This is a genomic window from Streptacidiphilus alkalitolerans (assembly GCF_042511045.1).
Lineage (GTDB): Bacteria > Actinomycetota > Actinomycetes > Streptomycetales > Streptomycetaceae > Streptacidiphilus > Streptacidiphilus alkalitolerans.
This window is the reverse complement of the sequence record NZ_JBHEZX010000024.1, coordinates 105,083-130,534: the sequence shown is the minus strand read 5'-3', so window position 1 is coordinate 130,534 and position 25,452 is coordinate 105,083. Positions and strand designations below refer to the sequence as shown.

At 73.6% G+C, this 25,452-nt stretch carries 22 protein-coding genes; 8 read left to right on the top strand and 14 right to left on the bottom strand.

All coding sequences use genetic code 11. From position 1 onward, the window contains the following. The coding region (locus ACEZDG_RS35110) for a hypothetical protein (protein ID WP_380518168.1) at positions 1–1,340 on the top strand (1,340 nt) is incomplete at its 5' end. A 7-nt stretch (positions 1,341–1,347) separates the two neighbouring features. Here ACEZDG_RS35110 and ACEZDG_RS35105 read toward each other — a convergent pair. Both ACEZDG_RS35105 and ACEZDG_RS35100 read right to left on the bottom strand, forming a co-directional pair. After that, complete coding sequence (locus tag ACEZDG_RS35105) at positions 1,348–2,349, bottom strand: DUF4328 domain-containing protein (protein WP_380518165.1); 1,002 nt, start codon at positions 2,347–2,349, stop codon at positions 1,348–1,350. Positions 2,350–2,464: 115 nt separating this feature from the next. Next, positions 2,465–3,064, bottom strand: coding sequence for a TetR family transcriptional regulator C-terminal domain-containing protein (locus ACEZDG_RS35100; RefSeq protein ID WP_380518163.1), 600 nt, complete (start codon positions 3,062–3,064; stop codon positions 2,465–2,467). 188 nt (positions 3,065–3,252) lie between these two features. Between ACEZDG_RS35100 and ACEZDG_RS35095 the strand changes: the two genes are divergently transcribed. Genes ACEZDG_RS35095 through ACEZDG_RS35085 form a run of 3 tightly spaced genes read left to right on the top strand, consistent with a single transcriptional unit; the run spans position 3,253 to position 5,135 of the window. After that, a complete protein-coding gene (locus tag ACEZDG_RS35095) occupies positions 3,253–4,125 on the top strand; it encodes an RNA polymerase sigma factor SigF (RefSeq protein WP_380518161.1) in 873 nt (290 codons plus the stop codon). A gap of 38 nt (positions 4,126–4,163) precedes the next feature. Next, entirely contained in the window at positions 4,164–4,622 is a 459-nt protein-coding gene (locus ACEZDG_RS35090) for an STAS domain-containing protein (protein ID WP_380518158.1), read from the top strand. Between the two features lie 6 nt (positions 4,623–4,628). Further along, positions 4,629–5,135: an ATP-binding protein gene (locus ACEZDG_RS35085; protein ID WP_380518156.1), complete on the top strand. Its 507-nt coding sequence runs from the start codon at positions 4,629–4,631 to the stop codon at positions 5,133–5,135. Positions 5,136–5,140: 5 nt separating this feature from the next. Here ACEZDG_RS35085 and ACEZDG_RS35080 read toward each other — a convergent pair whose 3' ends face one another. Continuing rightward, positions 5,141–6,301 (bottom strand): hypothetical protein, encoded by a 1,161-nt coding sequence (locus tag ACEZDG_RS35080; RefSeq protein WP_380518154.1) that lies wholly within the window; start codon positions 6,299–6,301, stop codon positions 5,141–5,143. 136 nt (positions 6,302–6,437) lie between these two features. On the opposite strand from ACEZDG_RS35080, the gene ACEZDG_RS35075 reads away from it, so the two are divergent. Further along, the gene (locus ACEZDG_RS35075; protein ID WP_380518152.1) at positions 6,438–6,893 is read left to right on the top strand and encodes a lamin tail domain-containing protein; all 456 of its coding nucleotides are present in this window, start codon (positions 6,438–6,440) and stop codon (positions 6,891–6,893) included. 30 nt (positions 6,894–6,923) lie between these two features. Here ACEZDG_RS35075 and ACEZDG_RS35070 read toward each other — a convergent pair whose 3' ends face one another. The 5 genes from ACEZDG_RS35070 to ACEZDG_RS35050 all read right to left on the bottom strand — a co-directional run bounded on the left by ACEZDG_RS35070 (position 6,924) and on the right by ACEZDG_RS35050 (position 14,723). Then, the gene (locus ACEZDG_RS35070; protein WP_380518150.1) at positions 6,924–7,976 is read right to left on the bottom strand and encodes an agmatine deiminase family protein; all 1,053 of its coding nucleotides are present in this window, start codon (positions 7,974–7,976) and stop codon (positions 6,924–6,926) included. Between the two features lie 22 nt (positions 7,977–7,998). After that, complete coding sequence (locus tag ACEZDG_RS35065; protein WP_380518187.1) at positions 7,999–9,696, bottom strand: urease subunit alpha; 1,698 nt, start codon at positions 9,694–9,696, stop codon at positions 7,999–8,001. A gap of 59 nt (positions 9,697–9,755) precedes the next feature. Then, a complete protein-coding gene (gene ureA, locus ACEZDG_RS35060; RefSeq protein WP_380518147.1) occupies positions 9,756–10,463 on the bottom strand; it encodes an urease subunit gamma in 708 nt (235 codons plus the stop codon). 118 nt (positions 10,464–10,581) lie between these two features. Beyond that, positions 10,582–11,586 (bottom strand): UDP-glucose 4-epimerase GalE, encoded by a 1,005-nt coding sequence (galE, locus tag ACEZDG_RS35055; protein ID WP_380518144.1) that lies wholly within the window; start codon positions 11,584–11,586, stop codon positions 10,582–10,584. A gap of 53 nt (positions 11,587–11,639) precedes the next feature. Beyond that, positions 11,640–14,723, bottom strand: a complete 3,084-nt coding sequence (locus ACEZDG_RS35050) for an alpha-mannosidase (RefSeq protein WP_380518142.1) — start codon at positions 14,721–14,723, stop codon at positions 11,640–11,642. Between the two features lie 192 nt (positions 14,724–14,915). Between ACEZDG_RS35050 and ACEZDG_RS35045 the strand changes: the two genes are divergently transcribed. Beyond that, complete coding sequence (locus ACEZDG_RS35045; RefSeq protein WP_380518139.1) at positions 14,916–17,015, top strand: SpoIIE family protein phosphatase; 2,100 nt, start codon at positions 14,916–14,918, stop codon at positions 17,013–17,015. A 66-nt stretch (positions 17,016–17,081) separates the two neighbouring features. Here ACEZDG_RS35045 and ACEZDG_RS35040 read toward each other — a convergent pair whose 3' ends face one another. The 4 genes from ACEZDG_RS35040 to moaA all read right to left on the bottom strand — a co-directional run bounded on the left by ACEZDG_RS35040 (position 17,082) and on the right by moaA (position 21,398). Further along, the gene (locus tag ACEZDG_RS35040; RefSeq protein WP_380518137.1) at positions 17,082–18,116 is read right to left on the bottom strand and encodes a DUF2637 domain-containing protein; all 1,035 of its coding nucleotides are present in this window, start codon (positions 18,114–18,116) and stop codon (positions 17,082–17,084) included. Positions 18,117–18,463: 347 nt separating this feature from the next. Beyond that, the gene (locus tag ACEZDG_RS35035) at positions 18,464–19,240 is read right to left on the bottom strand and encodes a hypothetical protein (RefSeq protein ID WP_380518184.1); all 777 of its coding nucleotides are present in this window, start codon (positions 19,238–19,240) and stop codon (positions 18,464–18,466) included. A 179-nt stretch (positions 19,241–19,419) separates the two neighbouring features. Beyond that, a complete protein-coding gene (locus tag ACEZDG_RS35030; RefSeq protein ID WP_380518135.1) occupies positions 19,420–20,271 on the bottom strand; it encodes a hypothetical protein in 852 nt (283 codons plus the stop codon). A 122-nt stretch (positions 20,272–20,393) separates the two neighbouring features. Beyond that, positions 20,394–21,398 (bottom strand): GTP 3',8-cyclase MoaA, encoded by a 1,005-nt coding sequence (gene moaA / locus ACEZDG_RS35025; RefSeq protein WP_380518133.1) that lies wholly within the window; start codon positions 21,396–21,398, stop codon positions 20,394–20,396. A 130-nt stretch (positions 21,399–21,528) separates the two neighbouring features. Here moaA and ACEZDG_RS35020 point away from each other — a divergent pair, with 130 nt between their 5' ends. Continuing rightward, positions 21,529–22,137 carry a nucleotidyltransferase family protein gene (locus ACEZDG_RS35020; RefSeq protein WP_380518130.1) on the top strand — a complete coding sequence of 203 codons (609 nt, stop codon included), beginning with the start codon at positions 21,529–21,531 and terminating at the stop codon, positions 22,135–22,137. Positions 22,138–22,170: 33 nt separating this feature from the next. Here ACEZDG_RS35020 and ACEZDG_RS35015 read toward each other — a convergent pair whose 3' ends face one another. Further along, positions 22,171–22,971 (bottom strand): IclR family transcriptional regulator, encoded by an 801-nt coding sequence (locus tag ACEZDG_RS35015; RefSeq protein ID WP_380518128.1) that lies wholly within the window; start codon positions 22,969–22,971, stop codon positions 22,171–22,173. Positions 22,972–23,145: 174 nt separating this feature from the next. Between ACEZDG_RS35015 and aceB the strand changes: the two genes are divergently transcribed. Continuing rightward, positions 23,146–24,792, top strand: coding sequence for a malate synthase A (gene aceB, locus ACEZDG_RS35010; protein ID WP_380518125.1), 1,647 nt, complete (start codon positions 23,146–23,148; stop codon positions 24,790–24,792). Positions 24,793–24,869: 77 nt separating this feature from the next. Here aceB and ACEZDG_RS35005 read toward each other — a convergent pair whose 3' ends face one another. Beyond that, a complete protein-coding gene (locus ACEZDG_RS35005) occupies positions 24,870–25,439 on the bottom strand; it encodes an acyl-CoA dehydrogenase (RefSeq protein ID WP_380518123.1) in 570 nt (189 codons plus the stop codon). Between the last annotated feature and the right edge of the window lie 13 nt (positions 25,440–25,452).

Below are 25,452 nucleotides of genomic sequence, written 5' to 3'. Positions count from 1 at the left end.
CCCCCGCACCCGCCGCTGCCCCCGTGCCCGCGCAGGCGCCGCCGCCGGCCCCGGCCGCCGGGGTCCCCGCGCCGCCGCCGCTGCCCCCGCTGCCGTTCCGGCCGCCGCGGATCCCGCCGCAGGCGCCGCCGAAGATCCCGGCCAAGGCCCCGCAGCGGGCCCAAGACCCCCGGCTGGCCGACCCGGGACCGGGCCGGCCCCCGGCCCAGGATCCCGACAGCTACGACAACGACTACTACAACGCGAGCAGCCTGGACGACGAGGGCTACGCGGAGCCGAGAGCGGTCAGCGACGCCCGGACCGCGGCCCCGGACCGCGAGGTCCGCGACCTGGAGGACGTCCGCGAGGCCAACGAGGCGGAAGCAGCCGCCGCGGCGGCGGACCCTGAGCCACTGTCCGAGCCGCTGCCCGAGGTCGTGGCGGAGCCCCCTACGGCGGAGCCGCCCGTCGCCGAGCCGCTGCCGCAGGTCGGCACGCTGCCGCCGGAGTACGACCCGGAGCCCACCGCGCTCCCGGCCGCCGATCCCAGCCTGCTCAGCGGGATCGTCCCCGACACCGCCCTGGACGGCGCCCGCTACGGGACGATGACGCTGCGCGCCGCCTCGGTGCGCGGCGACGCGGCGCGGCACGACGGCGCGGGCCGCTCGGACCGGCTGCTGACCGTGCGCTTCGGCGAGGGCAGCGAGGCGCTGCTGCTGGTGGTCCTGGCCACCCCGCCCAGCCCGGAGAACCCGGCGCCCGCCGACGAGGCGTGCCGCCAACTGGCCGCTGCGGTCGGCCGCAGCCGTACCGAGCTGCTCGCCGACCTGCGGGTCGGCGCGCAGGAGCGGCTGCGCTACGGCCTGCAGCGGCTGACCGCCCGGGCGGCGGTGCGGCTGCAGAACGTGCCCGCCTCCGGCGTCGACGCGGGGGGCGGCGACGGCGGTGCGCTGCACGCGCTGATCGCGCCGCTGGATCCGACCAGCAGGCTCAGGGCCGGCTTCGGCCTCGGCCCGGGCGGCCTGCTGCTGCTCGGCGACGACGCCTGGTACGACGCGTACGCCGGGCGGCGGCTGGTGGCCCAGCAGCCCGGCGGGGGCGCGGCGGCGGCGCCGGGGACCTCGCAGCCGCTGGACCGCTTCCGGTTCCGGGTGGTGGTCCCGGAACCGGGCGACGTGCTGCTGCTCTGCAGCGACGGCCTGGCCCAGCCGCTGCGCGAGGAGCCCGCGGTCTCCGACTTCCTGGCCGACCACTGGGCCCACCCGCACCCGCCGGGCACGGTGGACTTCCTCCGCCAGGTCCAGGTCCGCGCCAAGGGCTACGCGGCGGACCGCACGGCGGCGGCCATCTGGGAGGACTGAGGACGGGCTACGGGGCGTCGTCCGTCGCGGGCTTGGCCAGGTCCACGACCGGCTCGGCGGGCACGGCGTCCTCCGGCGTCACGTCGGCCGGTGCGACGGCCTCGGCGGCCGGCGGCTGGGTGGGCACATACGGCTGCGGAGCGTACTGCTGCGGGGCATACGGCTGGGGGGCATACGGCTGGGACGCGTACTGCGGGGCCGGGTAGCCGCCGGGCACCGCCGCCGGGGCCGCGTAGGGGTGGTCCGCGCCGGGGCCCTGCAGGATGCGGATCTGCTGCATGGTGGTGATCCGCCGGACCACCAGCAGCGCCAGCACAGCTGCGGCGAGGTGCACCATGGAACCGGCGATGCCCACCGCGTCGTACGTCCGACGGTCGCTCACCCGGAACTGGTCGGAGTTCGCCGCGAGGACGCCGCCGTTCGTGAGGGCCAGCACCCACATCAGGCACCAGCAGGTCCACCACGCGGTCAGCAGCCCGGAACGGCGTGCGCTGGGGCCGCGTACCGAACCCAGCGGACGGCTCGCCGCCCAGATGTCCCCGGCGACTCCACGGGGGATCCAGACGAAGCCGATCGGGGTGAACCAACCGCCGACGGCCCAGCCCCGGGAGAAGACCTTGGGCTCGCCCGGGTTGAGGATGTCGGCGACGGCCCTGGCCTTGTAGAACCAGATGATGAACAGCACGATCGCGGCCAGCAGCGTCGGGATGGACAGTATCTCGGTCAGCCCCGAGACCAGCGTCGCGACCGAGCTGACGTCCCCGTCCTGGTTCAGTGAGGCCAGGGCGAGCACTCCGGCGACGATCCCGCCGACCTGGGCGAAGGCCTGGGCCGCGAGCAGGATCTGGGTCGCGGTGGCGACACCGGTGGGGGCCGACGGCGCACCGTAGCCGACCGGCTGCAGGCCTGCGGCCTGCGGGCCGCCGAGCGGCGGCTGGCCGTAGTAGCCGCAGGCGGGGCAGCGTCCGTACTGGTCGAGGTACGCGGACGAACAGGACGGACAGGGCACCGGGACTCCACGGATCGACCCGCTCCTGGTCGGCGGGGAGGCGCTGATGCTATGCGACCCCCATGACGACCGTCCATCTGTTTGAGGAACGTCTTACTGCTTGAATAAGCCGAGATCAGGGCCGGTGCAGCGACTCGTCCAGGTATTCACCGATGTGTTCGAGCGCGGCCTCCCGGCTCGCCCCCGGCAGCCCCGTCACCACCGGGGTGCCGAAGCCGTCCAGCAGGGCGCTGAGCCGCAGCGCGTACCGCTCCGGGACCACCGGACGGAACTCCCGGTCGGCGATCCCCTGGCGCAGCAGGACGACCAGGTCGGACCGCCAGGCCGCCTCGATCGCGGCCTGCCCGGTCCGCATCGACGCCACGGCCAGCGAGCGGCCCCACACCTCGACCCAGAGCGTCCAGCGCGGATCCCCGGCCCCGGTCGGGAGGTAGAGCGCCACATAGGCGTCCAGCCGGGCGGCGGCGGGGGCGGCGGCCTCCAGCGCGGCGCGGCGGCGCCGGCCCAGTTCGTCCTCGCTCCAGCGCAGGGTCTCCAGCAGCAGCTGGTCCTTGCTGCCGAAGTAGTAGAGGAGGTGGCCGCCGCTCATCCCGAGCCGGCGGCCGAGACCGGCCATGGTCAGCTCGGCCAGACCGTGCTCGGCGATGGCCGCCATGGCCGCCGCGAACACCTCCTCGCGCGGCGGGGCCGGACGGCGTCCGGGAATCTCGGCCATGGGGCGGGGCCTCTCCTGGTCGGGCGGGGGGATACTGGGGGTGCGGGGAAAAGGTTTCAGATACCCATGATTAAACGCGCATGGGGTCGGCGAACCGGGGTACACGAGGGCCGGTAACGTCCTGACCAGCGAGCTCGAAGCCGCGCGACAGCCAGCCGCGCCGGTCATATTCCAGGGAGGAGCACACCATGATCAGCCTGTCCGCCGTGGCCCCTGCCCCCACGGCTGCCCATGTCCACAGTATTCCGGAGCTCGGCACCCCCGAGTTCGACGCCCTCCCGTCCGCCCAGGCGGTGAGCCCCATGGACGCCCGCGCTCTTTCCAAGACCCTCTTCCTGCGGATGGCCAAGCTGGAGGAGGGCACCCATGAGTACCAGTACGTACGGAACACCCTGGTCGAGCTGAACCTGGCGCTGGTCCGCTTCGCCGCGGCGCGCTTCCGCACCCGCAGCGAGCCGATGGAGGACATCGTCCAGGTCGGCACGATAGGCCTGATCAAGGCCATCGACCGGTTCGACCCGGAGCGCGAGGTCGAGTTCCCGACCTTCGCCATGCCGACCATCCTCGGCGAGATCAAGCGCTTCTTCCGGGACACCAGCTGGGCCGTGCACGTGCCGCGCCGGCTGCAGGAGCTGCGGCTGCAGCTCGCCCGGGCCGGGGACGAGCTCGCCCAGCGGCTGGACCGTGCCCCCAGCGTCGCCGAGCTCGCCGCCCACCTGGAGCTCACCGAGGAGGAGGTCTGCGAGGGCCTCACCGCGAGCAACGCCTACTCGGTGAGCTCGCTGGACGCGCAGCCCAGCGAGGAGGACACCGAGGGCTCCTTCGCCGACCGGGTCGGCGTCATCGACCCCGGTATGGAGGGCATCGAGAACCTGGAATCGCTGAAGCCGGTGATGGCCCAGCTCTCCGAGCGGGAGCGGACCATCCTGTCGCTGCGCTTCGTCGCCGACATGACCCAGTCCCAGATCGGCGCCGAACTCGGCGTCTCGCAGATGCATGTGTCCCGGCTGCTCTCCCGGGCGCTGGGCAAGCTGCGGGCCCACCTGCTCGTCGAAGAGTGACGGGTGGAGCAGCAGCGGATGGGGCGAGAGGAGCGGTCATGACGGAGGGGAGGCCCGAACCCGGCCGGACACTGCAGTCGATGGAGCCCCCGGACCCCCGGTTCGGGGTCGGGGTCCGCACCGAGGGCAACGCCGTGGTGTTCGCCCTGACCGGGGAGTTGGACCACGACACCGCACCGGTGCTCCGGGAGCGGTTCGACGAGGTGTTCGACGCGCCGGCGGGCACGGGCGCGGGCACGGGCGCGGGCGCGGGGGTGGCCACGGAAGCGGGCACGGAGCCGCCCGAGGTGGTCGTGGTGGACTGCGCCGAGCTGGGGTTCTGCGACTCCACCGGCCTCAATCTGCTGCTCACCGCGCGGCTGACGGCGGTGGAACGCGGGATCGACATCCGGCTGGCAGGGCTGCACGGCCACGTCGTGCGGATGTTCGAAATCACCGGAGCGGGTGGTGTCTTCAGCATCCACCCGGATCTCGCCGCCGCGCTGGCAGCGGGGTGAGGGGTGGTGAACGCACTTCGTCCCCAGGAACCCAGCAGCACCCCGTTGCGCCTCGGCGTCCCTTCCGGCGGGCTGCCGCCCGGCGGCCAGATCCGCAGGCTGGGCCTCGCCGGCACCAGCGGCACGGTCGGCCGGGCCCGCGCGTTCGCCCGTGAGGCCCTTGAGGACTGGCAGTGGCTGCCCGGCCAGACCGAGGAGCAGACGGCGGTGGCCGAGGACGTGCTGCTGCTGGTCTCCGAACTGGTCACCAACGCCTGTCTGCACGCGGGCGGCCCGACCGAGCTCGCCCTGCACGGCACCGCCCGCACCCTGCGGGTGGAGGTCTCCGACGCCGGCGAGGGGGCGCCGGTGCCGCGGGTCCCGCACGAGCCCGGGCGCCCGGGCGGCCACGGGCTGCACATCGTCGAACGCCTCGCCTCGGCCTGGGGGACGGTACGTCAGGACGGGGGCAAGACCGTCTGGTTGGAGGTCCCCGCGCCGCTGTCGGCCACGGTTCCCGCGCCCGGGAGGTAGAGGGGTCAGTGCCGGCGCGGTCGCCTGCGCAGGTGCAGCACGGTCACCACGGTCGTGCCGAGCGCGGCCAGCGCGAGGGCCGCGCCGGCCAGCGGGCCCGGGTCGTCACCGGTCCCGGCCAGGTGGCCGCCGCCGGTCGGCTTCGCCGTTGCTGTCGGGGTCGTGGTCGGCGGGGCGGTGGGTCTGGTCGGCGGAGGCGTCGGCGGGGGCTCGGTCGGTGGAGCGGTGGTCGGCGTGGTGGGCGGTGTGGTCGGGGGTTCGGTCGGCGGTGTGGTCGGGGGCGTGGTGGGCGGTTCGGTGGGGGGCGTCGTCGGGGGCTCGGTCGACGGTGTGACCGGCGGGTTGGTGGGCGGGATCGGCGGGGGTGAGGTCGGCAGTACCTGCTCGCAGGTGGCCGTCACCTGGCCGAGTCGCAGGCTGACGATGTCGCCGGAGTACACCTGGGCGCCGGAGGTGTCCCTGAGCACCCCGCTCACCTTGATGTCCACCCAGGCCCGCGCCGTACCGAGGCCGGGCACGGCCGCGGCGCTGTCCGGCTCCTGGTGCGGGAAGTAGCTGACGGTCAGTGTGCTGGGGCCGAGGGTGGCCGGGTGCTGCAGTTCCGCACCGGTCACCTGCAGCGTGGTGGTGCCGACCGGGACCAGGTGGCCGAGCACCTCGATCAGCGCGCCCGCCGTCCTGGCGTAGGCGAACGCGAACAGGCCCACCGGCTTGGGGATGCACTCGGCGTAGCTGTCCAGGGTGCTCACCGAGCCTGCCGCGGGGACGACCTGGACGAACGAGGCGACGCTCGGAAAGGTCAGGCTCATCCCGGAGCTCTGGGCCTGGCCGTAGACCTTGCCGGTGGTGTTGGAGGTCCTGGTGACGGTCGCGCCGTCGAGGCTGATGTAGTTGAGCACCCCGTCGGGGTCGCTGAAGTCGCCCGGGTCGTCCGGCCCGATCTCGGGGGAGTCGGCCTTGCCGTAGCTGCCCTGGAACCCGGCGATGCCCAGCGGCCCGACCGGGGTCACCGTCATCTGCACCAGCTGCGCGGTCGAAGCCTGCCCGCTGGGCTCGGCCGCCCCGCTCGGTCCCGACAGCAACGTCAGTCCGGAGGCGGCGGCAGCCGTGGTGATGGCGGCAGCCAGCAGGGCGGCATGGCGGTAGCGGATCGTCAGCACGGGCATGGCGCCAAGGTACGGGCCGATCTCCCGACCATTCCGTATATCTGGTGTAATTCTCGGACAATTAACTCATTTGCCCGTAGGCTGGGATTCCGCTCTTGGGCAACTCATAGGGTTGTCATTCAGTAGGGTTTCCCGAATGAAGACCGCGAAGATAGCCGGCGCCGCCGCCCTTGCCGCCGCCGTGATCGTCCCGCTCGCCGGGACCGCCGCCGCCGTTCCCGCCGGCCACCCCTATGTCGCGGAGATCTACTACAACTCGCCGGGCAAGGACACCCGCTCCAATGCCTCCCGGAACGCCGAATGGGTCAAGATCGTCAACCCGACCGCGCACGCGGTCAGCCTCACCGGCTGGACGGTCAAGGACCGCCAGAACCACACCTACCGCTTCGGCACCTTCACGCTGAAGGCCCACGGCACGGTGGTGCTGCACACCGGTACCGGCCGCAACACCACCACCAGCCGCTACTGGGGCTCGGGCAACTACATCTGGAACAACGACACGGACGCCGCGACGCTGCGCAACTCGCGCAACGCCGTGGTTGACTCGCTCGCCTACAAGAACTCCCACGTCGCCTACGTCAAGCACCGCTGACCCGGCGGCACTTCAGGGACCTCTGCGGCCTCAGGGGCGCGGCTGCTGCTGGGTGATGCAGTGGATTCCGCCGCCGTTGGCGAAGATCTCGCGGGCGTCCACGAGTTCCACCTTGCGGTCGGGGAAGTGTTCGGCGAAGAGCGCGGCGGCCCGCTGGTCGTTGGGGTCGTCGAAGGCGCAGAGCACCACCGCGCCGTTGCAGAGGTAGTGGTTGATGTAGGAGTAGTCGACCGGCTCGCCGTCCTCCTCGAAGAGGACGGTGGGAGCCGGGAGTTCGACGACCTCCAGCTGTCGGCCGCGGGCGTCGGTGGCGGACCGGAGCAGCGCGGTGATCTCCTTGCTGACCTCGAAGTCGGGGTGGGCCGGATCGGTCTGGCTGTGCACCACCACGGTGCCGGGCTTCAGGAACGCGGCGACGATGTCGATGTGGCCGCGGGTACCGAAGCGCTGGTAGTCGCGGGTCAGTCCGCGCGGCACCCAGATCGCCTTGGTGGTGCCGAGGTGGGCGTGGATCTCGGCCTCGACCGCGGCCTTGGTCCAGTCGGCGTTGCGGCCCTCGCCGAGCTGCACGGTCTCGGTGAGCAGTACCGTCCCCTCGCCGTCGACGTGGATGCCGCCGCCCTCGTTGATCAGGCGGGAGGCGAAGCGGCGGATGCCGGTGAGGGTGGTGATCTCCTCGGCGATGTCCTGGTCCTTCTCCCAGCTGGCCCAGTCCTGGGCGCCCCAGCCGTTGAAGATCCAGTCGGCGGCGGCGATGCCGCCCTTGCCGTCGGTGAGGAAGGTCGGGCCGATGTCGCGCATCCAGGCGTCGTCCAGCGGGCGTTCGACGATCTCGACCTCGGGGGAGAGGTAGCCCCTGGTCGCCTCGGTCTCACCGAGGTTGACGATCAGGGTGACCGGCTCGTAGCGGACCACGGTGTTGGCGACGGCGGCCCAGGCGGTGCGGGCGGCGTGCAGCTCGTCCGCGCTGAAGGTCTCGTTGGGGGTGGGGAAGGCCATCCAGGTGCGGTCGTGCGGCTGCCATTCGGCCGGCATCGAGAAGCCCAGCTCGGCCGGGGTCTCCGGATTCTGATGGTTCGTCATGGGGGCTCCTTCGGAGTCGGGGTCAGAGGAAGTAGAGGCGGCTGAGCGAGACGGCGTCGGCCGGGACGGACTGGAGCAGCTCGCCGTCCAGCGAGACCAGGCCGGTGGCCGGGTTGACGTCGACCGTGCCGGTGCGGCCGTTGCGGAGCATGTCGCGGGGGCCGATGCCGCGGGTGCCGCGGACCGCGACCCGGCGGCGGCGGGTCGGCATCAGGTCGCCGTTGTCGACGGCGGCCCGGGCGACGAAGGCGACCGAGATGTCGGCGGCGGTGCTGCCGTGCGCGCCGAACTGCGGGCCGAGGACCAGCGGTTCGCAGCGGTCGGTGGAGGCGTTGGGGTCGCCGGTGACCCCGTAGGCGGGGAAGCCGGACTTCAGCACCAGCTGCGGCTTGGCGCCGAAGTGGTCCGGCCGCCAGAGCACCAGGTCGGCGAGTTTGCCGACCTCGATGGAGCCGATCTCGTGGGCCAGCCCGTGGGCGATGGCGGGGTTGATGGTCAGCTTGGCGATGTAGCGCAGCACGCGCTCGTTGTCGTCGCCGCCGTCCGTCTCGCCGAAGCTGCCGGCGCCGTCGAGCGGCCCCAGCTCGTACTTCATCTTCCCGGCCAGGGCGAAGGTCCGGCGCACGGTCTCACCGGCCCGGCCCATGCCCTGGGCGTCCGAGGAGGTGATGCCGATGACACCGAGGTCGTGCAGCACGTCCTCGGCGCCCATGGTCCCGGCCCGGATCCGGTCGCGGGCCATCGCGGCGTCGCCGGGCAGGTCCACCTTGAGGTCGTGCGCGGAGACGATCATGCCGAAGTGCTCGCCCAGCGCGTCCCGGCCGAACGGCAGGGTCGGGTTGGTGGAGGAGCCGATGACGTTCGGCACCCCGGCCATCTTCAGCACATTGGGGACGTGGCCGCCGCCGCAGCCCTCGATGTGGAAGGCGTGGATGGTGCGTCCGGCGAGCACCGCGAGGGTGTCCTCGACCGAGAGGCACTCGTTCAGGCCGTCGGTGTGCAGGGCGACCTGGACGTCGTGCTCCTCGGCCACCCGCAGCGCGGTATCCAGGGCGCGGGTGTGCGCGCCCATGTCCTCGTGCACCTTGAAGCCGGACGCGCCGCCCTCGGCCAGCGCCTCGATCAGCGGGGCGTCGTCGGAGGAGGAGCCGCGGGCCAGGAAGCCGATGTTGACCGGCCAGGCGTCGAAGGCGTTGAAGGCATGCCGCAGCGCCCAGGGCGAGTTGACGCCGACACCCCAGACCGGGCCGAACTCCTGGCCGATGATCGTGGTGACGCCGGAGGCGAGCGAGGCCTCCATGATCCGGGGGGAGAGCAGGTGGACATGGGTGTCGATGGCCCCGGCGGTGGCGATCAAGCCCTCGCCGGAGACGATGGTGGTGCCGGTGCCGACCACCACCTCCACCCCGTCCAGGGTGTCCGGGTTGCCGGCGCGGCCGATCGAGCAGATCCGGCCCTCGCGGATGCCGATGCTGGTCTTGCGGATGCCCTGCACCGCGTCGATCACCAGGACGTTGCTGACCACCACGTCGCAGGTGTCGCGGACGGCGGCGGCCTTGAGGTGCAGGCCGTCGCGGGCGGTCTTGCCGAAGCCGGCCAGGAACTCCTCGCCGGGCTGCTGCGAGTCCGACTCGACCCGGACGATCAGCCCGGAGTCGCCGAGCCTGATCCGGTCCCCGGTGCGGGGGCCGTGCACGGCGATGTAGTCCTGCGGGGTGATGGTGCTCGACGGGCCGGAGGGGCGGCCGTGGCAGCCCCGCGCCTCAAAACCGCTCGCGGTCACTTGCCGTCCTCCTGCTCGTACGCGGTCAGGTAGCCGGTGGCGCGGGCCTTGGCCAAGGCGGCCTCGCGTGCGCCCGGCGCGTCCAGCGGCCCGTCCACCAGGCCGGCGAAGCCGATGGCGACCCGGGCCCCGCCGATCGGCAGCAGCTCGACCTCGACCGTCGCCCCGGCGTCGAAGCGGACCGTGGAGCCCGCCGGGACGGCCAGCCGGGTGCCGTAGGCGGCGGCGCGGTCGAAGGCCAGCCGGGGGTTGGCCTCGAAGAAGTGGAAGTGCGAGGTGACGCTGATCGGCACGGTCGAGGTGTTGCGCACCGGCAGCCGTACGGTCGGCTGCTGCGGCCGGTAGCCGGCGCCCTCGCCGGGGAGCGCCGCGCCGGGGGCGTCCGGGCCGAGCGAGCCCGCGCCGCGGAACGGGTCGTCGATCACGCAGAGCCGGGTCCCGTCGTCGAACACCGCCTCCACCTGCAGCGTGGTCACCACGTCGGGGACGCCGGGCAGCACGTCCGCCGCGCTGAGCACGCTGCGGCCCGCCTCGATCGCCTCGGCCAGCCGTCGCCCGTCGCGGGCGGCTTCGCAGACGGTGTCCGCGATCAGCGCGGTCGCCTCCGGCACGTTCAGCCGCAGGCCGCGGGCGCGGCGAGCGCGGGCCAGCTCGGCCGCCGTGAAGATCAGCAGCCGGTCCCGCTCGGTCGGTGTCAGTCGCACGGTGCCTCGTCGCCTCGTCCGGAGAAGTTTAGAACGGCGTTCAAACTCTTGCCCGTATTGAACCCCGCTCCCGCCATGCTGTCCAGCCTGCCCCGGATGCGACGAGTGGGCGCGCCGATCAGCCCAGTCGCAGGACGGAGTCGCGGTGGGAGAACCAGGCGAGGGTGTCGGTGATGGCCTGGTCGAGGGTGAGTTCTGGGTGCCAGTCGAGGAGGGTGGCGGCGCGGGTGCTGCGGGTGAAGGCGCCGGCGTTGTCGCCGGGGCGGGCGGCGGTCTGCTCGGTGGGGAGGGTGGCGCCGGTGACGCGTTCGAACGCGGCGATCAGTTCGCGGACGGTGGTGCCCGCGCCGGTGCCGAGGTTGATGACCTGGTAGGACTCCGCGCCGTCGGCGGGCAGCACCCGGTCGAAGCGCTGCAGGGCGGCGACATGGGCCCGGGCCAGGTCCCAGACGTGGACGTAGTCGCGGATGCCGCTGCCGTCGCGGGTGGGCCAGTCGGTGCCGGTGATCCGGAACGTCCCGCCCCCGCGGTGGGCCTCGATCAGCTTGCCGAGGGCGTGCGAGGGCAGCGGCGTCTGCAGGCCGGTGCGCAGCTGCGGGTCCGCGCCGATCGGGTTGAAGTAGCGTAGCGACAGCGCCCGCAGCGAGGTGGCCTCGGCGGTGTCCTTGCACACCAGCTCCATCAGCATCTTGGTGCGGGCGTACGGGCTGAGCGGGTCGAGCGCGGAGTCCTCGTCCACCGCGAAGTCCGCGCCGGGGGTGTAGATGGAGGCGGAGGAGCTGAACAGCAGCCGGTCGCAGCCGTTGCGCTGCAGGTGCTCCAGTAGGGCCACGGTCTTGGCCACGTTCTCGCGGTAGTAGCGCAGCGGCTGCCGCACCGACTCGGGGACGACGATCAGCGCGGCGCAGTGGATCGTGGCGCCGATCTCGGGGTGCTCGGCGAAGACCTGGTCCAGCAGCGGTCCGTCGGCGATGTCGCCCCGGTAGAAGGCCCTTCCCGCGGTGAACTCCTGACGGCCCGTCACCAGGCTGTCCAGGATGACCGGGGCGATGCCCGCGTCCAGGCAGGCGGAGGCGATGGTGCTGCCGATGAATCCCGCGCCGCCGGTGATCAGAACCTTCATGCGTCGTCCAGTCCGTTCGAGAGTCGATGGGTGCTGTTGACGACTACGGACGATCAGTCCGCCGAGACGGTTCCGTTATCCGGTGTTAGCCGGACGGTGACAATCTGGAACGGGCGCAGCGCCAGGGCCAGCGCGCCGCCGTCCTGGGTGAGCGGTTCGGTCGGTACGAGAGGGCGTTCCAGCAGGTCGGTGAGCGTGGCGGCGGCCAGCGGGAAGCCGGTCCGCAGGGTGCATGCGGCCCGCCCGCCCAGGGCCTCGTAGAGCCGGACGACCACGTCGCCGGAGCCGTCGTCGGCGAGCTTGACCGACTCGACCACGGCGCCGGGCCCGTCCACCCGGAGCAGCGCCGCCGCCGGCGCCCCGCCCCGGCGCAGCCCGAGGTTGAGGGCCTGGCCTGCGGCGACGGCGTCGCCGATGGTCGCGCCGGGGTACAGCGCGTAGCGGAACCGGTGGCGTCCGGTGTCGGTCTCCGGGTCGGGCGAGTGCGGGGAGCGGAGCAGGGTCAGCCGGACGGTCGTGGTGGTCCGGCCCTCGTGGCTGGTCCGGGTGATGTCATGGCCGTAGGTGGAGTCGTTCAGCACGGCGCTGCCGTAGCCGGTCTCGCCGACGTGGACCCAGCGGTGCGCGCAGAGTTCGAAACGGGCGGCGTCCCAGCTGGTGTTGCTGTGGGTGGGGCGCTGCACATGCCCGAACTGGATCTCGGCGCTGGAGCGGTCGGCGTGGACGTCCAGCGGGAAGGCGGCCTTGAGCACCTTCTCCGACTCCTGCCAGTCGGCGTCCGAATCCACCGTCAACTGCCGTGACCCGGCGTCGAGATGCAGCTCCTGGACGATCCGGGAGGCGCCGAAGGCGCGTTCGACCCTGACGGTGGCGCGCAGCGGACCCGACCCGGTGACGGTGACCGACTCGGCGGCGGTGAGGTCGGTCCGGCGGCGGCGGTAGTGCTGGTCGATGTCCCAGGCGTCCCACCGGCTGGGGTGGTCGGGGTGCAGCTGCAGCAGATTGCCGTAGCTGCCGGGGGCCAGGGCCTCCCGGTCGGCGACCAGGTCGCGGACCGAGCTGAGCAGGCCGTCGGCGTTGACGACCACCCGGAGCAGGCCGTTGTCCAGGACCAGGCTGCCGGGATCACCCCCGCCCTCACCTTCGGTGACGGTGACCGGGGCGACCGTGGCGGGGAGGTCGGCGGAGAGGCTGCCGACGCCCAGCGCCGGGGCGGTGGCCCAGCCGCCGTCGAAGACCTCGGCCCGGTCGAAGGAGGTGGCGTTGAGGACGCCGCTTCCATCTGCCGACAGTGCGCCGGCCGCCTCGGCGATCACCGCCTCCAGCTCCTCCGCGACCGCCCGGTAGGTCTCCCGGGCCTCGCGGTGCACCCAGGCGATGGAGCTGCCGGGCAGGATGTCGTGGAACTGGTGCAGCAGCACCGTCTTCCACAGCCGGTCCAGCCGTTCGTACGGATACCCGTACGGCGGGGCCAGCACCGCCGCCGTGGCGGCCCACAGCTCGGCCTCGCGCAGCAGGTGCTCGCTGCGGCGGTTGCCGCGCTTGGTCGCGGCCTGGGTGGTGTAGGTGGCGCGGTGCAGTTCCAGGTACATCTCGCCGGACCAGACCGGCGCCGCGGCCCCGTACTCGGCCTCGGCGGCGGCGAAGAAGGCCGCGGGCGCCTCGACCGCGACCCTGGGCGAGCCCTCCAGGTCGCGGACCCGGCGGGCCCGCTCCAGCATCTCCCTGGTCGGGCCGCCCCCGCCGTCGCCGTAGCCGAAGGGCAGCAGCGAGCGGGTGGCCAGCCCCTTGTCGCTGAAGGTGCGTACCGCGCGGGCGAGTTCACTGCCGGAGACGGTCGCGTTGTAGGTGTCGACCGGCGGGAAGTGGGTGAAGACCCGGCTGCCGTCGATGCCCTCCCACCAGAAGCTGTGGTGCGGCATCCGGTTGGTCTCGTTCCAGGACATCTTCTGGGACAGGAACCAGCGCGCCCCGGCCAGCCGTGCCAGCTGCGGGAACGCCGCGGTGTAGCCGAAGGAGTCGGGCAGCCAGACCTCATCGGTCTCCACGCCCAGCTCGTCCAGGAAGAAGCGCTTGCCGTGCACCAGCTGCCGGGCCAGCGCCTCGCCGCCGGGCATGTTGGTGTCGGACTCCACCCACATCGAGCCGACCGGAGCCCAGTTCCCGGCGGCCACCGCGTCCTTGATCCGTTGCCACAGGGCCGGCTGGTGGTCCCGGGTCCAGGCGTACTGCTGGGCCTGCGAGCAGGCGAAGACCAGCTCCGGGTAGTCGGCCGCCAGCGCGGTGACATTGGCGAAGGTACGGGCGGTCTTGCGGACGGTCTCGCGCAGCGGCCAGAGCCAGGCCGAATCGATGTGGGCATGGCCGACCGCGGAGAGCCGGTGGGCGCTGGCATGCGCCGGACGGGCCAGGGTGTCGGCCAGCTCGGCCCGTCCGGCCGCGGCGGTCCCGGCCAGGTCGTGCAGGTCGAGCGCGTCCAGCATCCGTTCCAGGGCCCGCAGGATCTCGTACCGGCGCGGGTCGTCGGTGCCCAGCTCCTGCATCAGCCCGCTGAGCACCTCGATGTCGAGCTCCAGCTGCCAGACGTCCTCGTCCAGCACCGCGAGATCGGCCCGGTCCAGCCGGTAGAGCGGGGTGTCGCCGCTGGTCAGCCGGTCCCCGAGGGGGGTGGGGCGGAAGCCGCCGCCGAGGATGTCGGGGTTGGCCGCGGCCTCCGCCAGCAGCTGCACCGACTCGCCGCCGCGGGCCGGCCGGGCGACCGCGATCCAGCGGTTGTCCCGGTGCACGCCCTTGATCGGCACCCCGTCGGTGTCATGGACCAGGGCCTCGGCGTTGAATCCGGGCCAGGCCCCGCCCCAGCCGAGGTCGAACAGCGCCTCGACCCGGCGTCCGGCCCATTCGGCGGGCACGGTGCCCTCGAAGCGGAACCAGGTGGTGGACCAGGGCGCGCCCCAGGCGGTGCCCAGTGCGAAGGGGCGGTAGTCGGCCTTCAGCGCCTCGGCGACCGGCACCGGCTCGCCCGGGGCCTCCCAGGCCAGCACCCGCAGCGGCACGGTCAGCGGATAGCGCGCGGCGCGGATGTGCTGGGACAGGGCCCGCTCCAGGCGGGCCTCCACCATCCGACGGTCGTCGTGCACGGCGCCTCACCTCCGACTGCGGTCTGCCCGGCCGGTCGTGGGCTGAACCCGCCGCTGGTGGGGCGGGGTGCGACCGGCCCCGCCATTGCCGTTGCTCGTTTCATCCGACAGGATGATGTCGGATGCATGTCCGCATGTCCGTACGCCCTGAGCAGCCCACAGGGCCCGAAGCGCAGACCGGCAGGAGTAGCAGTGGCGCCCACAACCCCGTCGCCACGCCCGTCCGCCGCGCTGGATCCGCCGATCGCGCTGGAGCCGGCGATGGCCGCCAACGGCATCGGCTCCTTCGACTGGGACCTGCGCCGGGACCTGATCGTCGGCGACGCCCGCGCCTGCCGGATCCTCGGCATCGACGACCCCGCCGAGAACCCCGGGCTGCCCCCGCTCACCGCCGAGTCCTTCCTCGCCCTGCTGCACCCCGAGGACGCGCCGATAGTCCGCCGCCGGGTCGAGCACGCGGTGCGGGAGCTGGGCCAGTGCGGCGCCTACTACCGCACCCTCTTCGCGGACGGCGAGATGCACGCCGTGCGGTTCCGCGCCCGGGTCCTCGCGGACGAGGACGGCAAGCCCTCGCACATGGTCGGCTTCGTCTGGGACGCCACGGTCGAACTGCACAAACGGGTCCGCGCCGACCGGCTGGCGCTGCTCCGGGAGGAGCGCACCCGCTTCATCAAGGAGGCGGCCAGGGCCCTGTCCGAGGCCACCACCATGCAGGACGTGGCCCGGGTCTTCACCGAGCTGCCGCTGCCGGGCATCCCGCCGGACGGGCTGATCCTCGCGGTGCTGGAGAGCGGCCGGATCCAGATCCTCCGCTCCACCGGCTACGACCCCGCGGCCCCGCCGCCGTACGACCACGTCCCGCTGGACGCCGACCACCCGGCCGCGCTGGCGCTGCGCACCCGTACGCCGGTGTTCCTGGGCAGCCGGGCCGCGTACCAGGAGCGCTTCCCGGGGGCCTGGCCGCAGGTCTCCCCCTCGCCCAAGCAGGGCTGGGCGTTTCTGCCGCTGGTCGCCAGCGGTCGGCCGCTCGGGGTCTGCCTGGTCAGCTTCGACGAGGAGCGGGCGCTCGACAGCGAGGACCGCACCCTGCTCAGCACCCTCGGCGGGATGGTGGCCCAGTCGCTGGCCCGGGCCCGGCTGCACGACGCCGAGCACGAGCTCGCCGCCGGACTGCAGCGGGTGCTGCTGCCGCGGAGCATCCCGCCGCTGCCGGGCTTCACCAGCGCGGTGCGCTACCTCCCGGCCGGGACCGGGCTGCAGATCGGCGGCGACTGGTACGACGTGGTGCCGCTGCCCGGCGGCCACGTCGGCCTGGTCATCGGCGACGTCCAGGGGCATGACGTGCACGCCGCCGGGGTGATGGGCCAGCTGCGGATCGCGCTGCGCGCCTATGCCGCCGAGGGCCATCCGCCGGCCGCGGTGATGGCCCGGGCCTCCCGCTTCCTGGCCGACCTGGACACCGGCCACTTCGCGACCTGCCTCTATGTCGAGGTCAATGTCGACTACGGGGCCGCCTACGCGGTCCGGGCCGGGCATCTGGACCCGCTGGTGCGCCGGGCCGACGGCAGCAGCGCGATCCAGCCGGTGGCCGGCGGGCTGCCGCTCGGCATCGACCCGGAGAACTCCTACCCGGTCACCCGGTTCACCCTGGACCCCGGCGAGCTGCTGCTGCTCTGCACCGACGGCCTGGTGGAGACCAGGACCGTCGACATCGACGCGGGCATGGAGCGGCTGCGGGTCGCCATCGGCGGCGCCCACACGGTCCAGGCCCAGGGGCCCGACGCGCTGGAGGCGCTGGCCGACCGGATCGTCGGCGCGGCGGCGGACAGCCACGACCGCGACGACGACATCGCCATGCTGCTGCTCCGCTGGGAGGGCCCGGCCGAGGCCAGGCCGCGCCAGCTGCGCCGCCGCATCCCGCAGGCCGACCTGCAGCAGATCTCCGAGGTGCGCGGCGAACTGCGGGACGCGGTCCGCCGCTGGGGCGTCGGCGACCTGGCCGACACGGTGGAACTGCTCACCTCGGAACTGGTCACCAACGCCCTGGTGCACACCGACCGGGACGCGCTGCTGACCGCCCGGCTCTACCAGGAGGGCGGGGAGGCCGGCCCGGCCCGGCTCCGGGTGGAGGTGGACGACGAGTCCGACCTCTGGCCCAAGCGCCGCACGCCCGGGGAGCAGGCCTCCTCCGGGCGCGGGCTGATGCTGGTGGAGGCGCTGGCCGACGCCTGGGGCGTCGACCCGCGCGGCAGCGGCAAGCGGATGTGGTTCGAGCTGATCCACCATCAGTGAGCCGTCCCCCCAACGGTAGTGCGGTACGTCAGCGGTGGCGAAGGACGTCAGCGGTAGCGCAGGACGTCAGCCGTAGAGCTGCTCCAGGTCCTTGAGCTTCTGCTCCAGCGAGTCGAGCCGGGGCAGGGTCAGCGTGTCGTCCTCGGCGGTCAGGTCGAAGGTCCGCTCCTCGGGGCGCGGGCGCACCGGGAGTTCGACCACCGGCTCCGCCGCCTCGGCCTCGGCAGCGGCTATGACGGGCTCCGCGGGGACCGACTGGCGCTCGCTGGTCCCGGTGCGCGGCGGCGCCGGAAGCTCCACAGGCCCGCGGCCGGCCCGCGGCCAGCCCCGGCTGCTGAGCGCCCGAAGCTCCGCCCGCTCATGGCGGGAGGCCCGGCGCTGCTCGTCCCGGTCGATGCCGCGCTGGCGCTTCTCGTCGCGGACCTCGTCCACCGCCTCGTCCAGGCTGCGGACGTTCTCCAGCAGCATGAGCGACCAGGCCGCGTAGGTCTCCCTGGGGGCGCGCAGCCAGCGGACGATCCGGATCTGCGGCAGCGGGCGGGGCACCAGGCCCTGCTCGCGCAGCGCGGCCCGGCGGGTCTGCTTCAGCGCCCGGTCGAACAGCACCGCGGCCGACAGCGACATCCCGGCGAAGAACTGCGGCGCGCCGTGGTGGTCGATGCCGCGCGGGGCGTGCACCCAGTTGAACCAGGCGGACGCGCCGGCGAAGAACCACACCAGCAGCCGCGAGCCCAGGGCCGCGTCACCGTGGCTGGCCTCGCGCACGGCCAGCACCGAGCAGAACATCGCGGCGCCGTCCAGACCGAACGGGACCAGGTACTCCCAGCCCCCGGACAGGCCCAGGTTCTCGATGCCGAAGCCGACCAGCCCGTGGAAGGACAGCGCGGCGGCCACCGCCGCACAGCAGAACAGCAGCACGTAGGAGGCCGACCCGTAGAGGGCCTCCTTCTTGCGGCGCCGCTCCTCGCTGCGCTCCCAGGAGTCGGTGCTGTCGCGTGCCGCCGAGCCGCGTGACCGCAGCACGGTCACCAGTCCGGCGACCAGTAGGAGCCCCGCGACGGCAGCGACGCCCCACCCCAGCGTTGTGTCGGAAAGTCTCATGCCCTCGCCCAAACCTCGGCTAGTGCCCAGAAGTGCCTAGTTGTGCCCAGAACTTCGGCTCCGGCCGAAGTGGGAACCATCCTGGCCCAAACCTCCGTGGCGCATGGTGCTTTTGGGGTCGATACACCGGGACGGGTGTATGAGCGGCGGGCGGGCACCCCAGGTGTACGCCGTACACAGCCGGTCCGCGCCGCACCCGCGGACCCGCGCTGAGCTGCGGGGATCCCCTGCCGGTCGGGGCCGCCCGGCCCGGTCGCGGCCGGGAGTGGATCTCATACGACCGGTGGCGCCGGTCCTGCCGCCCGTGGTATTGGTGCCGCCGGTGCGCTGCGGGAGCCGGACAGGCCCTACGCCCGTCCCGGCGCCTGCTCCGGTTGGGCGGCGGGCTGGGCCAGCCAGACCGGGACCCCGCCGAAGGCGCCCACCAGCCGGGCCGACTCGGCCCGCAGCTGGGCCGCCTCCGGGGTGGGCGAGACGTCCGCCAGCGAGGCGAGCGCGGGGGCGATGCCGACGGCGTAGCCGATCAGCTCGCGCAGCCGCAGCGACTCGGCGAAGCCGTGCCGGGCCCCGGCCAGGTTGCCGTCCTGCTGGGCGATGGTGGCGAGGTGCCGCCAGGTGTAGGAGAGCAGCAGGTCGTCCTGCTGCTGCTCGGCCCCGGCGTGGGCGCGGCGGTAGGCGGTGCGGGCGGCCACCGGGTCCTTGAGCAGGTTCTCGGCGACCAGGCCGCGGCGGAAGTCCAGCAGCGGCCGTCCGGGCGCTCCGGGCGGCAGCATCGCCGAGGCCCGGCCGAGCGCGGCCTGGGCCTCGTCCAGCCGGTCGTGCACCCGCAGCAGGGTCGCCACATAGGCGAGGTAGCCGCGGGCGCAGGCGGCGGCGGCCCGTTCGGTGTCGTTGTGCGCCCCGCCCTCGGCCAGCCGCAGGGCGCTCTCGGCGTCACCCCAGCCGTCGCCCTCGAACAGACTGCGTTCGATCAGCAGTTCGGCGCGGGTCAGCGCGGCCTCGGGGGACCGCGCGGCCTGCTGTTCCAGCAGCGCCGCCGCGGCCTGCCAGCAGCCGCGCGAGCGCAGCAGCCAGACCGTGTCCGGCGGAGCCTCCGCTGCCGAGCCGTCGCGTGCGTCGTCGATCCGGGCCGTGCGTTGCTCCGACGCCGTTCGATGGTCCGACAAGGACGGCTCCCCTCCGTACAGCTGGCCGGTGGTGACGGAATTCCAACACGTGGTCGGGGAGCCGCGCCAGATCAATTACAACACCAGTTGCGATTGGCGGGATGCCCTTCCGCTCGCACTGACCTGCTGATGGGCCGTCAGCTGGGGCTGCCGGTGCGCAGCAGTTCGCGGGCGGCGGAGTTCACCGGCTGCGGCACCCCGGCAAGATCCAACTCGAAGAGGGCGACCAGGAGTTGGTCGGCCCGGTTGCGGGACTCCTGGTTGTAGCCGGCCAGCGTGAACATCACCGGCTGCAGCTCGTCCGCGTGCAGGGTGTTCAGCCAGAGGCACTCGACCGCGCGCAGGTCGGCCGGCTCGGTCCAGGTGTCGACCTGGGCGACCACGGTGCTGCCGAGCAGGCAGACCCCCTCGCGGTCCTGCGAGTCGGACACCTCCAGCTCGCCGAAGCCCAGCCACTCCAGGTAGCGGGCGGCGGCCAGGATCGCGTCGTCCGAGGTGCGGACCGGGTGCGGGACGAACGGAGGCCGCGGCGGCACGGCGCGGGCCCGGGGCGCCGGGGCCGGCGTCGGCAGCGGGGGCCGTCCGGCCGAGGCGGGACGGGCCGGCGGCGCGCCGCGCGGCGGCTGGACCGCGGGCACGGCCGGGGCCACCGGCACCGCCCGGCGGCCGGTGTCCACCGGCAGCCGGACCTGCGCCCCGCAGTCGCAGGTGAACTCCGGCTGCGGCCACTGCTCGGAGCGCCCGCAGGACGGGCAGCGCATGCTCAGCCAGGCGTCCTCCCAGGAGCGGAAGCGCACCTGGACCGGGATCCCGCCGCGCAGCAGCGGGATCTTGAGCTGGGCCCCGCAGGTGCAGGGGAACAGCGTGGGCTGGTAGGAGTGCTCCCGGCGGCAGGACGGACAGCGCACCGGCCGGGCGGCCGGGCGGGTGCCGTCGGAGCTGTCGCCGACGGGCTGGCCCGTGTTGTCGGGCTGCGGCGTACCGGGCATCACGTACCGTCCGTTCGGCTGGGAGCGTCGACCTGTGCCCCCATCGTCCCTGATCCCGGCCGGTTCGGGGAGTCTCTTTCGCGGACCGGAAGCGCGGACCGGAAGCGCAGCCCGGCGGCGGGTCAGCCGCCGATGGCCGACATCGGGCGGTCCGGGCGGCGGAACTCCGCGCTGTTGATGGCGTGGCCCGGTCCCTTGCCGGCGACCGAGCCGCGCCAGGCGGCCTCGACCGCGTCGTCGTCGGCGCCGGAGCGCAGCAGGGCGCGCAGGTCGGACTCCTCGGCGGCGAACAGGCAGTTGCGGAGCTGGCCGTCCGCGGTCAGCCGGACCCGGTCGCAGCCGCCGCAGAACGGGCGGGTGACGCTGGCGATCACGCCCACCCGGCTGTCCGTTCCGGCGATGCGCCACTCCTCGGCCGGGGCGTTGTCCGCGCGGGGCAGCGGCTCCAGGGTGAAGCGCTCGCCGAGCGCGGCCAGGATCTCGTCGGCGCTGACCATCCGGTCCCGGTCCCAGGCGCCCTGGGCGTCCAGCGGCATCGACTCGATGAAGCGGACCCGGTAGCCGTGCTCCGCGGCGAAGCCGGCCAGGTCGGCGATCTCGTCGTCGTTGACGCCGCGCACCGGCACCGCGTTGATCTTCACCGGGTCCAGTCCGGCGGCCTGGGCGGCGGCCAGGCCGAGCAGCACGTCCGCCAGCCGGTCCCGGCGGGTGATCTCGGCGTAGCGCTCGGGGCGCAGCGTGTCCAGGCTGACATTGACCCGGCGCAGGCCGGCCTGGCGCAGCGCGGCGGCGCTGCGGGCCAGGCCGATGCCATTGGTGGTCAGCGACAGCTCGGGGGCCTGCGGCAGCGCGGTCAGCCGGGCGACCAGGCCGGGCAGGCCGCGCCGCAGCAGCGGCTCGCCGCCGGTCAGCCGGACCGAGCGGATGCCGAGCCGGCGGGTGCCGAGGTCCACCAGGCGGACCACCTCGTCGTCGGTCAGCAGCTCCGGTTTCGGCAGCCAGGACAGGCCCTCCTCCGGCATGCAGTAGGTGCAACGGAGGTTGCAGCGATCGGTGAGCGAGACCCGCAGATCGGTGTGGACCCGGCCGAAGCGGTCGGTGAGCGGCTGGACGGCGGTGCTGGACATCTGCCCAGTAGAGCGGGCCGGGCCGGGGCCGGTCCAGCGGGTGAAGCCCCGGTGAACGGGGGCGCGCCCGTGGTCGGGGCTGTAGTTTCGTACAAGGTCGGGGCCGGGGCGGTCCGGCCACACTGGGGGCATGACATCAACCGCCGCGACCCGCGGAGCCCCGGTCGCCCTGCTGCTGGCCGCCGGCGGTGGCCGCCGGCTCGGCCTGGGGCCGAAGGCACTGCTGCCGTACCGGGGCCGACCGCTGATCGAACACGCGCTCACGGTGCTCCGGGAGGGCGGCTGCACCGAGCTGTTCGTGGTGCTGGGCGCGGGCGCGGACGAGGTGGCGGCGGGGGCCGGGCTCGACGGCTGCACCCTGGTCCGCAACCCCGGCTGGGCCTCGGGCATGGGCTCCTCGCTGCGGCTCGGCCTGGAGGCGCTGCCGCCGGGCGCGCCCGCGGCGCTGGTCTCGCTGGTCGACACGCCCGGGGTGTCCCCGGCCGCGGTGGCCCGGATGCTGACGGCGCATCAGCAGGGCGCGCGGCTGGCCGCGGCGGCCTACCGGGGACGGCGCGGGCACCCGGTGCTGATCGGCGCCGAGCACTGGACCGAGGCGGCGCGCGGCGCGGTCGGCGACGCCGGCGCCCGCGCCCTGCTGACGGCGCGGGCCGACGAACTCACGCTGGTGGAGTGCGGGGACGTGGCCGTGGCCGACGACATCGACACCCCGGAGGCCTGGGCCCGCTGGTCCGGCTGACCCTGCAGCCGACCGGCGATGACTGCCGGGTCGTCAGCCGCTGCTGGCCAGCGCGTGGCCGAGCCGGGCGGCGATCTCCTGCATCTGCGGGATCAGCCTGCTGTGCCCGCTCCGCGCCTCCAGCGCCTGCACCCGCGCCTCCGGGCCGGAGATGGACAGCGCGGTCGGCGTGGGCGCGCCGGGCACCAGCACGGCGATGCAGCGGACTCCTATCTCCTGCTCCTGGTCGTCCACCGCGTAGCCCTCGGCCTTGACCGCGTCGAACTGGGCCAGCAGCCGCGCGGGCTCGGTGACGGTGTGCTCGGTGTGCGCGGCCAGCGGGGCGCTGCCGAGCACGGCCGCCGCCTCCGGCCGGGGCAGCTGCGCCAGCAGGATCTTGCCCACCGCGGTGCAGTGCGGCTGGACCCGCCGGCCGACCTCGGTGAACATCCGCATCGAGTGCCGGGAGGGCACCTGGCCGACGTAGACCACCTCGCCGGCCTCCAGCACCGCCAGGTTCGCGGTCTCGCCGGTGGCCTCCATCAGCTCGGCCAGGTACGGCCGGGCCCAGCTGCCGAGCAGCCGTCCGGCCGTCTCGCCGAGCCGGATCAGCCGCGGGCCGAGGGTGTAGCGGCGGGCGGTGTCCTGCCGTACGTACCCTTGCTGGACCAGGGTGCGGACCAGCCGGTGGATGGTCGGCATGGGCAGTCCCGAGGCGCTCGCCAGATCGCTGAGGGTGCTCACCCCGCCTGCGTCGGCGAGGACTTCGAGCAGCTGGAAGGCGCGTTCGACGGACTGGACGCCGCCGGAGCGGTCGGCTGCCGGGGCGTCGACCGGTGCGGGGAGAGCGGCCACAGGACTACCTTCCTGGGGGACGTGCCGAGGCAGGGGTATGGTGTGCCGCGAGCAACATCAACAAAGTGTTGAATTTCTGTATCGCGGAAACTAGCCTCCACCTTACAGAAGCGCAACGATGTCGAGAACGACTTTTGATCAAGTGACCTCCCCAGCTTGAAGGAGCCAAGGACCATGGCCGGACCGCAGGACCCGCAGGGATCGCAGGACGCAGACCACTCCGTCGTGGTCGCGGGCCTCCCGGTCGACCGGGGCGAGGAGGTGCTCACCGACGAGGCCCTCGCCTTCGTGGCCGACCTGCACCGCCGCTTCGAGCCCCGGCGCCGCGAACTCCTGGCGCTGCGCCGGGAGCGCCGCGCCCGCATCGCCGCCGAGGGCACCCTCGACTTCCTCCCCGAGACCGCCGCCGTCCGCGCCGGGGACTGGAAGGTCGCCCCGGCTCCCCGTGCGCTGCAGGACCGCCGGGTGGAGATCACCGGGCCCACCGACCGCAAGATGGTGGTCAACGCGCTCAACTCCGGCGCCAAGGTCTGGCTCGCCGACTTCGAGGACGCCAGCGCCCCGACCTGGCACAACGTCGTCGACGGCCAGATCAACCTGATCGACGCCTTCGAGCGCAGGATCGACTTCAGCAGCGAGGCCGGCAAGTCCTACGCGCTGCGCCCCGACGCCGAGCTGGCCACCGTGGTGGTCCGCCCGCGCGGCTGGCACCTGGACGAGGCGCACCTGCTGGTGGACGGCGCCCCGGTGGCCGGCGCGTTCGTCGACTTCGGCCTCTACTTCTTCCACAACGCCGCCCGGCTGCTCGCCCGCGGCCCGGAGGACCCCAACTCCGGCCCGTACTTCTACCTCCCGAAGACCGAGAGCCACCTGGAGGCCCGGCTCTGGAACGAGGTCTTCACCCACGCGCAGCAGGCCCTCGGCATCGAGCACGGCACCGTCAAGGCCACCGTCCTGATCGAGACGATCACCGCCGCCTTCGAGATGGACGAGATCCTCTACGAGCTGCGCGACCACGCGGCCGGGCTCAACGCCGGGCGCTGGGACTACCTGTTCTCCATCATCAAGAACCTCCGGGACGCGGGCGAGCGCTATGTGCTCCCCGACCGCAACTCCGTGGGCATGACCTCGCCGTTCATGCGCGCGTACGCCCAGTTGCTGGTGCAGACCTGCCACCGGCGCGGGGCCCACGCCATCGGCGGGATGGCCGCGTTCATCCCCTCCCGCCGCGACCCGGCGGTCAACGCCGCCGCGATGGAGAAGGTCACCGCCGACAAGGAGCGCGAGGCCGGGAACGGCTTCGACGGCTCCTGGGTGGCCCACCCGGACCTGGTGCCGATCTGCCGCGACTCCTTCGACGCCGTGCTCGGCGACCGCCCGAACCAGAAGGAGGTGGTCCCGGCCGGGGAGGTCACCGCCGCGGAACTGCTGGACATCGCCGGTGCGGGCGGGAGTTGCACCGCCGCCGGGCTGCACAACGCGGTCCAGGTCGGCGTGCGCTACATCGAGGCCTGGCTGCGCGGGCTCGGCGCGGTCGGCATCTTCAATATGATGGAGGACGCCGCGACGGCCGAGATCTCGCGCTCGCAGATCTGGCAGTGGATCTACAACGGCGTTGTGCTGGATACTGGCGCCAAGGTCACCCCGGACCTGGTGCGCGGCCTGGTCGCCACCGAACTGGCGGAGCTGCGCGCCGAGTTGGGCGACGCGGCCTACGCCTCCGGGCGCTGGACCGAGGCAGCCGAGCTGTTCGAGCAGGTGGCACTGGCCGACGAGTTCGTCGACTTCCTGACCCTGCCCGGCTACGCCCTGCTGGGCTGAGTCGACACACAAGCCGGCGGTGGTGACCGGGGACCACCTGGGGAGGTCCTCCCCGGTCACCACCGCCTGATCAACCGTCAGACCGCGGACAGCGTCCGCAGCGAGACCGAGGCCGGCAGCAGTACCGGGTCCGCCCGGACGCTGCTGCCGGCGCAGCCCGCCGGGCCGGATCCGTCCGGAACGGCGGGCACCAGCAGGCCGCGGGCCTGGGCCGGGACCAGCCAGAGCCCCGGCTCCCCGTCGGCGCCCCGGGCCGACCAGACATAGCTGTCGGCCTCCCCGGCCGCCACCACGTCGAGTTTCCGCCCGCTCAGCCGGACCACGCCGCCGCTCTCCGCCGAGCGGGCCGGGTCGGCCGGGTCGTCGGTCAGGGCCACCGTGCTGAGGTGTCGGCCCGCGGCGATCTCGGCCTGCAGCCAGGCACCCCCGTTGGCGCCGATCAGGGCGACGGCGGCGTAGTGCGAGCGCAGCACGGCCGCGGTGGCGGGGCAGACCGGCGCGAACCGGTCGACCACCTCCTCGGCCTGCTCCCCGCCGAGGCTGAGGAACCCGGCCCGGCCGAGGGCGTGGACGGTGTCCCTGGGGAAGCGGGCGCGGTGCTCCACCCCGGCCAGGATCCGGGCGAGGGCGGCTCTCTGCAGGATCACGGTCTTCCTTTCT

Coding starts and splice junctions, on each gene's coding strand:
- ACEZDG_RS35100 (WP_380518163.1), bottom strand. CDS start 3,064: ATGGCCGAGATTCCCGGACGCCGTCCGGCCCCGCCGCGCGAGGAGGTG.
- ACEZDG_RS35095 (WP_380518161.1), top strand. CDS start 3,253: ATGATCAGCCTGTCCGCCGTGGCCCCTGCCCCCACGGCTGCCCATGTC.
- ACEZDG_RS35090 (WP_380518158.1), top strand. CDS start 4,164: ATGACGGAGGGGAGGCCCGAACCCGGCCGGACACTGCAGTCGATGGAG.
- ACEZDG_RS35080 (WP_380518154.1), bottom strand. CDS start 6,301: ATGCCCGTGCTGACGATCCGCTACCGCCATGCCGCCCTGCTGGCTGCC.
- ACEZDG_RS35075 (WP_380518152.1), top strand. CDS start 6,438: ATGAAGACCGCGAAGATAGCCGGCGCCGCCGCCCTTGCCGCCGCCGTG.
- ACEZDG_RS35070 (WP_380518150.1), bottom strand. CDS start 7,976: ATGACGAACCATCAGAATCCGGAGACCCCGGCCGAGCTGGGCTTCTCG.
- galE (WP_380518144.1), bottom strand. CDS start 11,586: ATGAAGGTTCTGATCACCGGCGGCGCGGGATTCATCGGCAGCACCATC.
- ACEZDG_RS35040 (WP_380518137.1), bottom strand. CDS start 18,116: ATGAGACTTTCCGACACAACGCTGGGGTGGGGCGTCGCTGCCGTCGCG.
- ACEZDG_RS35030 (WP_380518135.1), bottom strand. CDS start 20,271: ATGCCCGGTACGCCGCAGCCCGACAACACGGGCCAGCCCGTCGGCGAC.
- moaA (WP_380518133.1), bottom strand. CDS start 21,398: ATGTCCAGCACCGCCGTCCAGCCGCTCACCGACCGCTTCGGCCGGGTC.
- ACEZDG_RS35020 (WP_380518130.1), top strand. CDS start 21,529: ATGACATCAACCGCCGCGACCCGCGGAGCCCCGGTCGCCCTGCTGCTG.
- aceB (WP_380518125.1), top strand. CDS start 23,146: ATGGCCGGACCGCAGGACCCGCAGGGATCGCAGGACGCAGACCACTCC.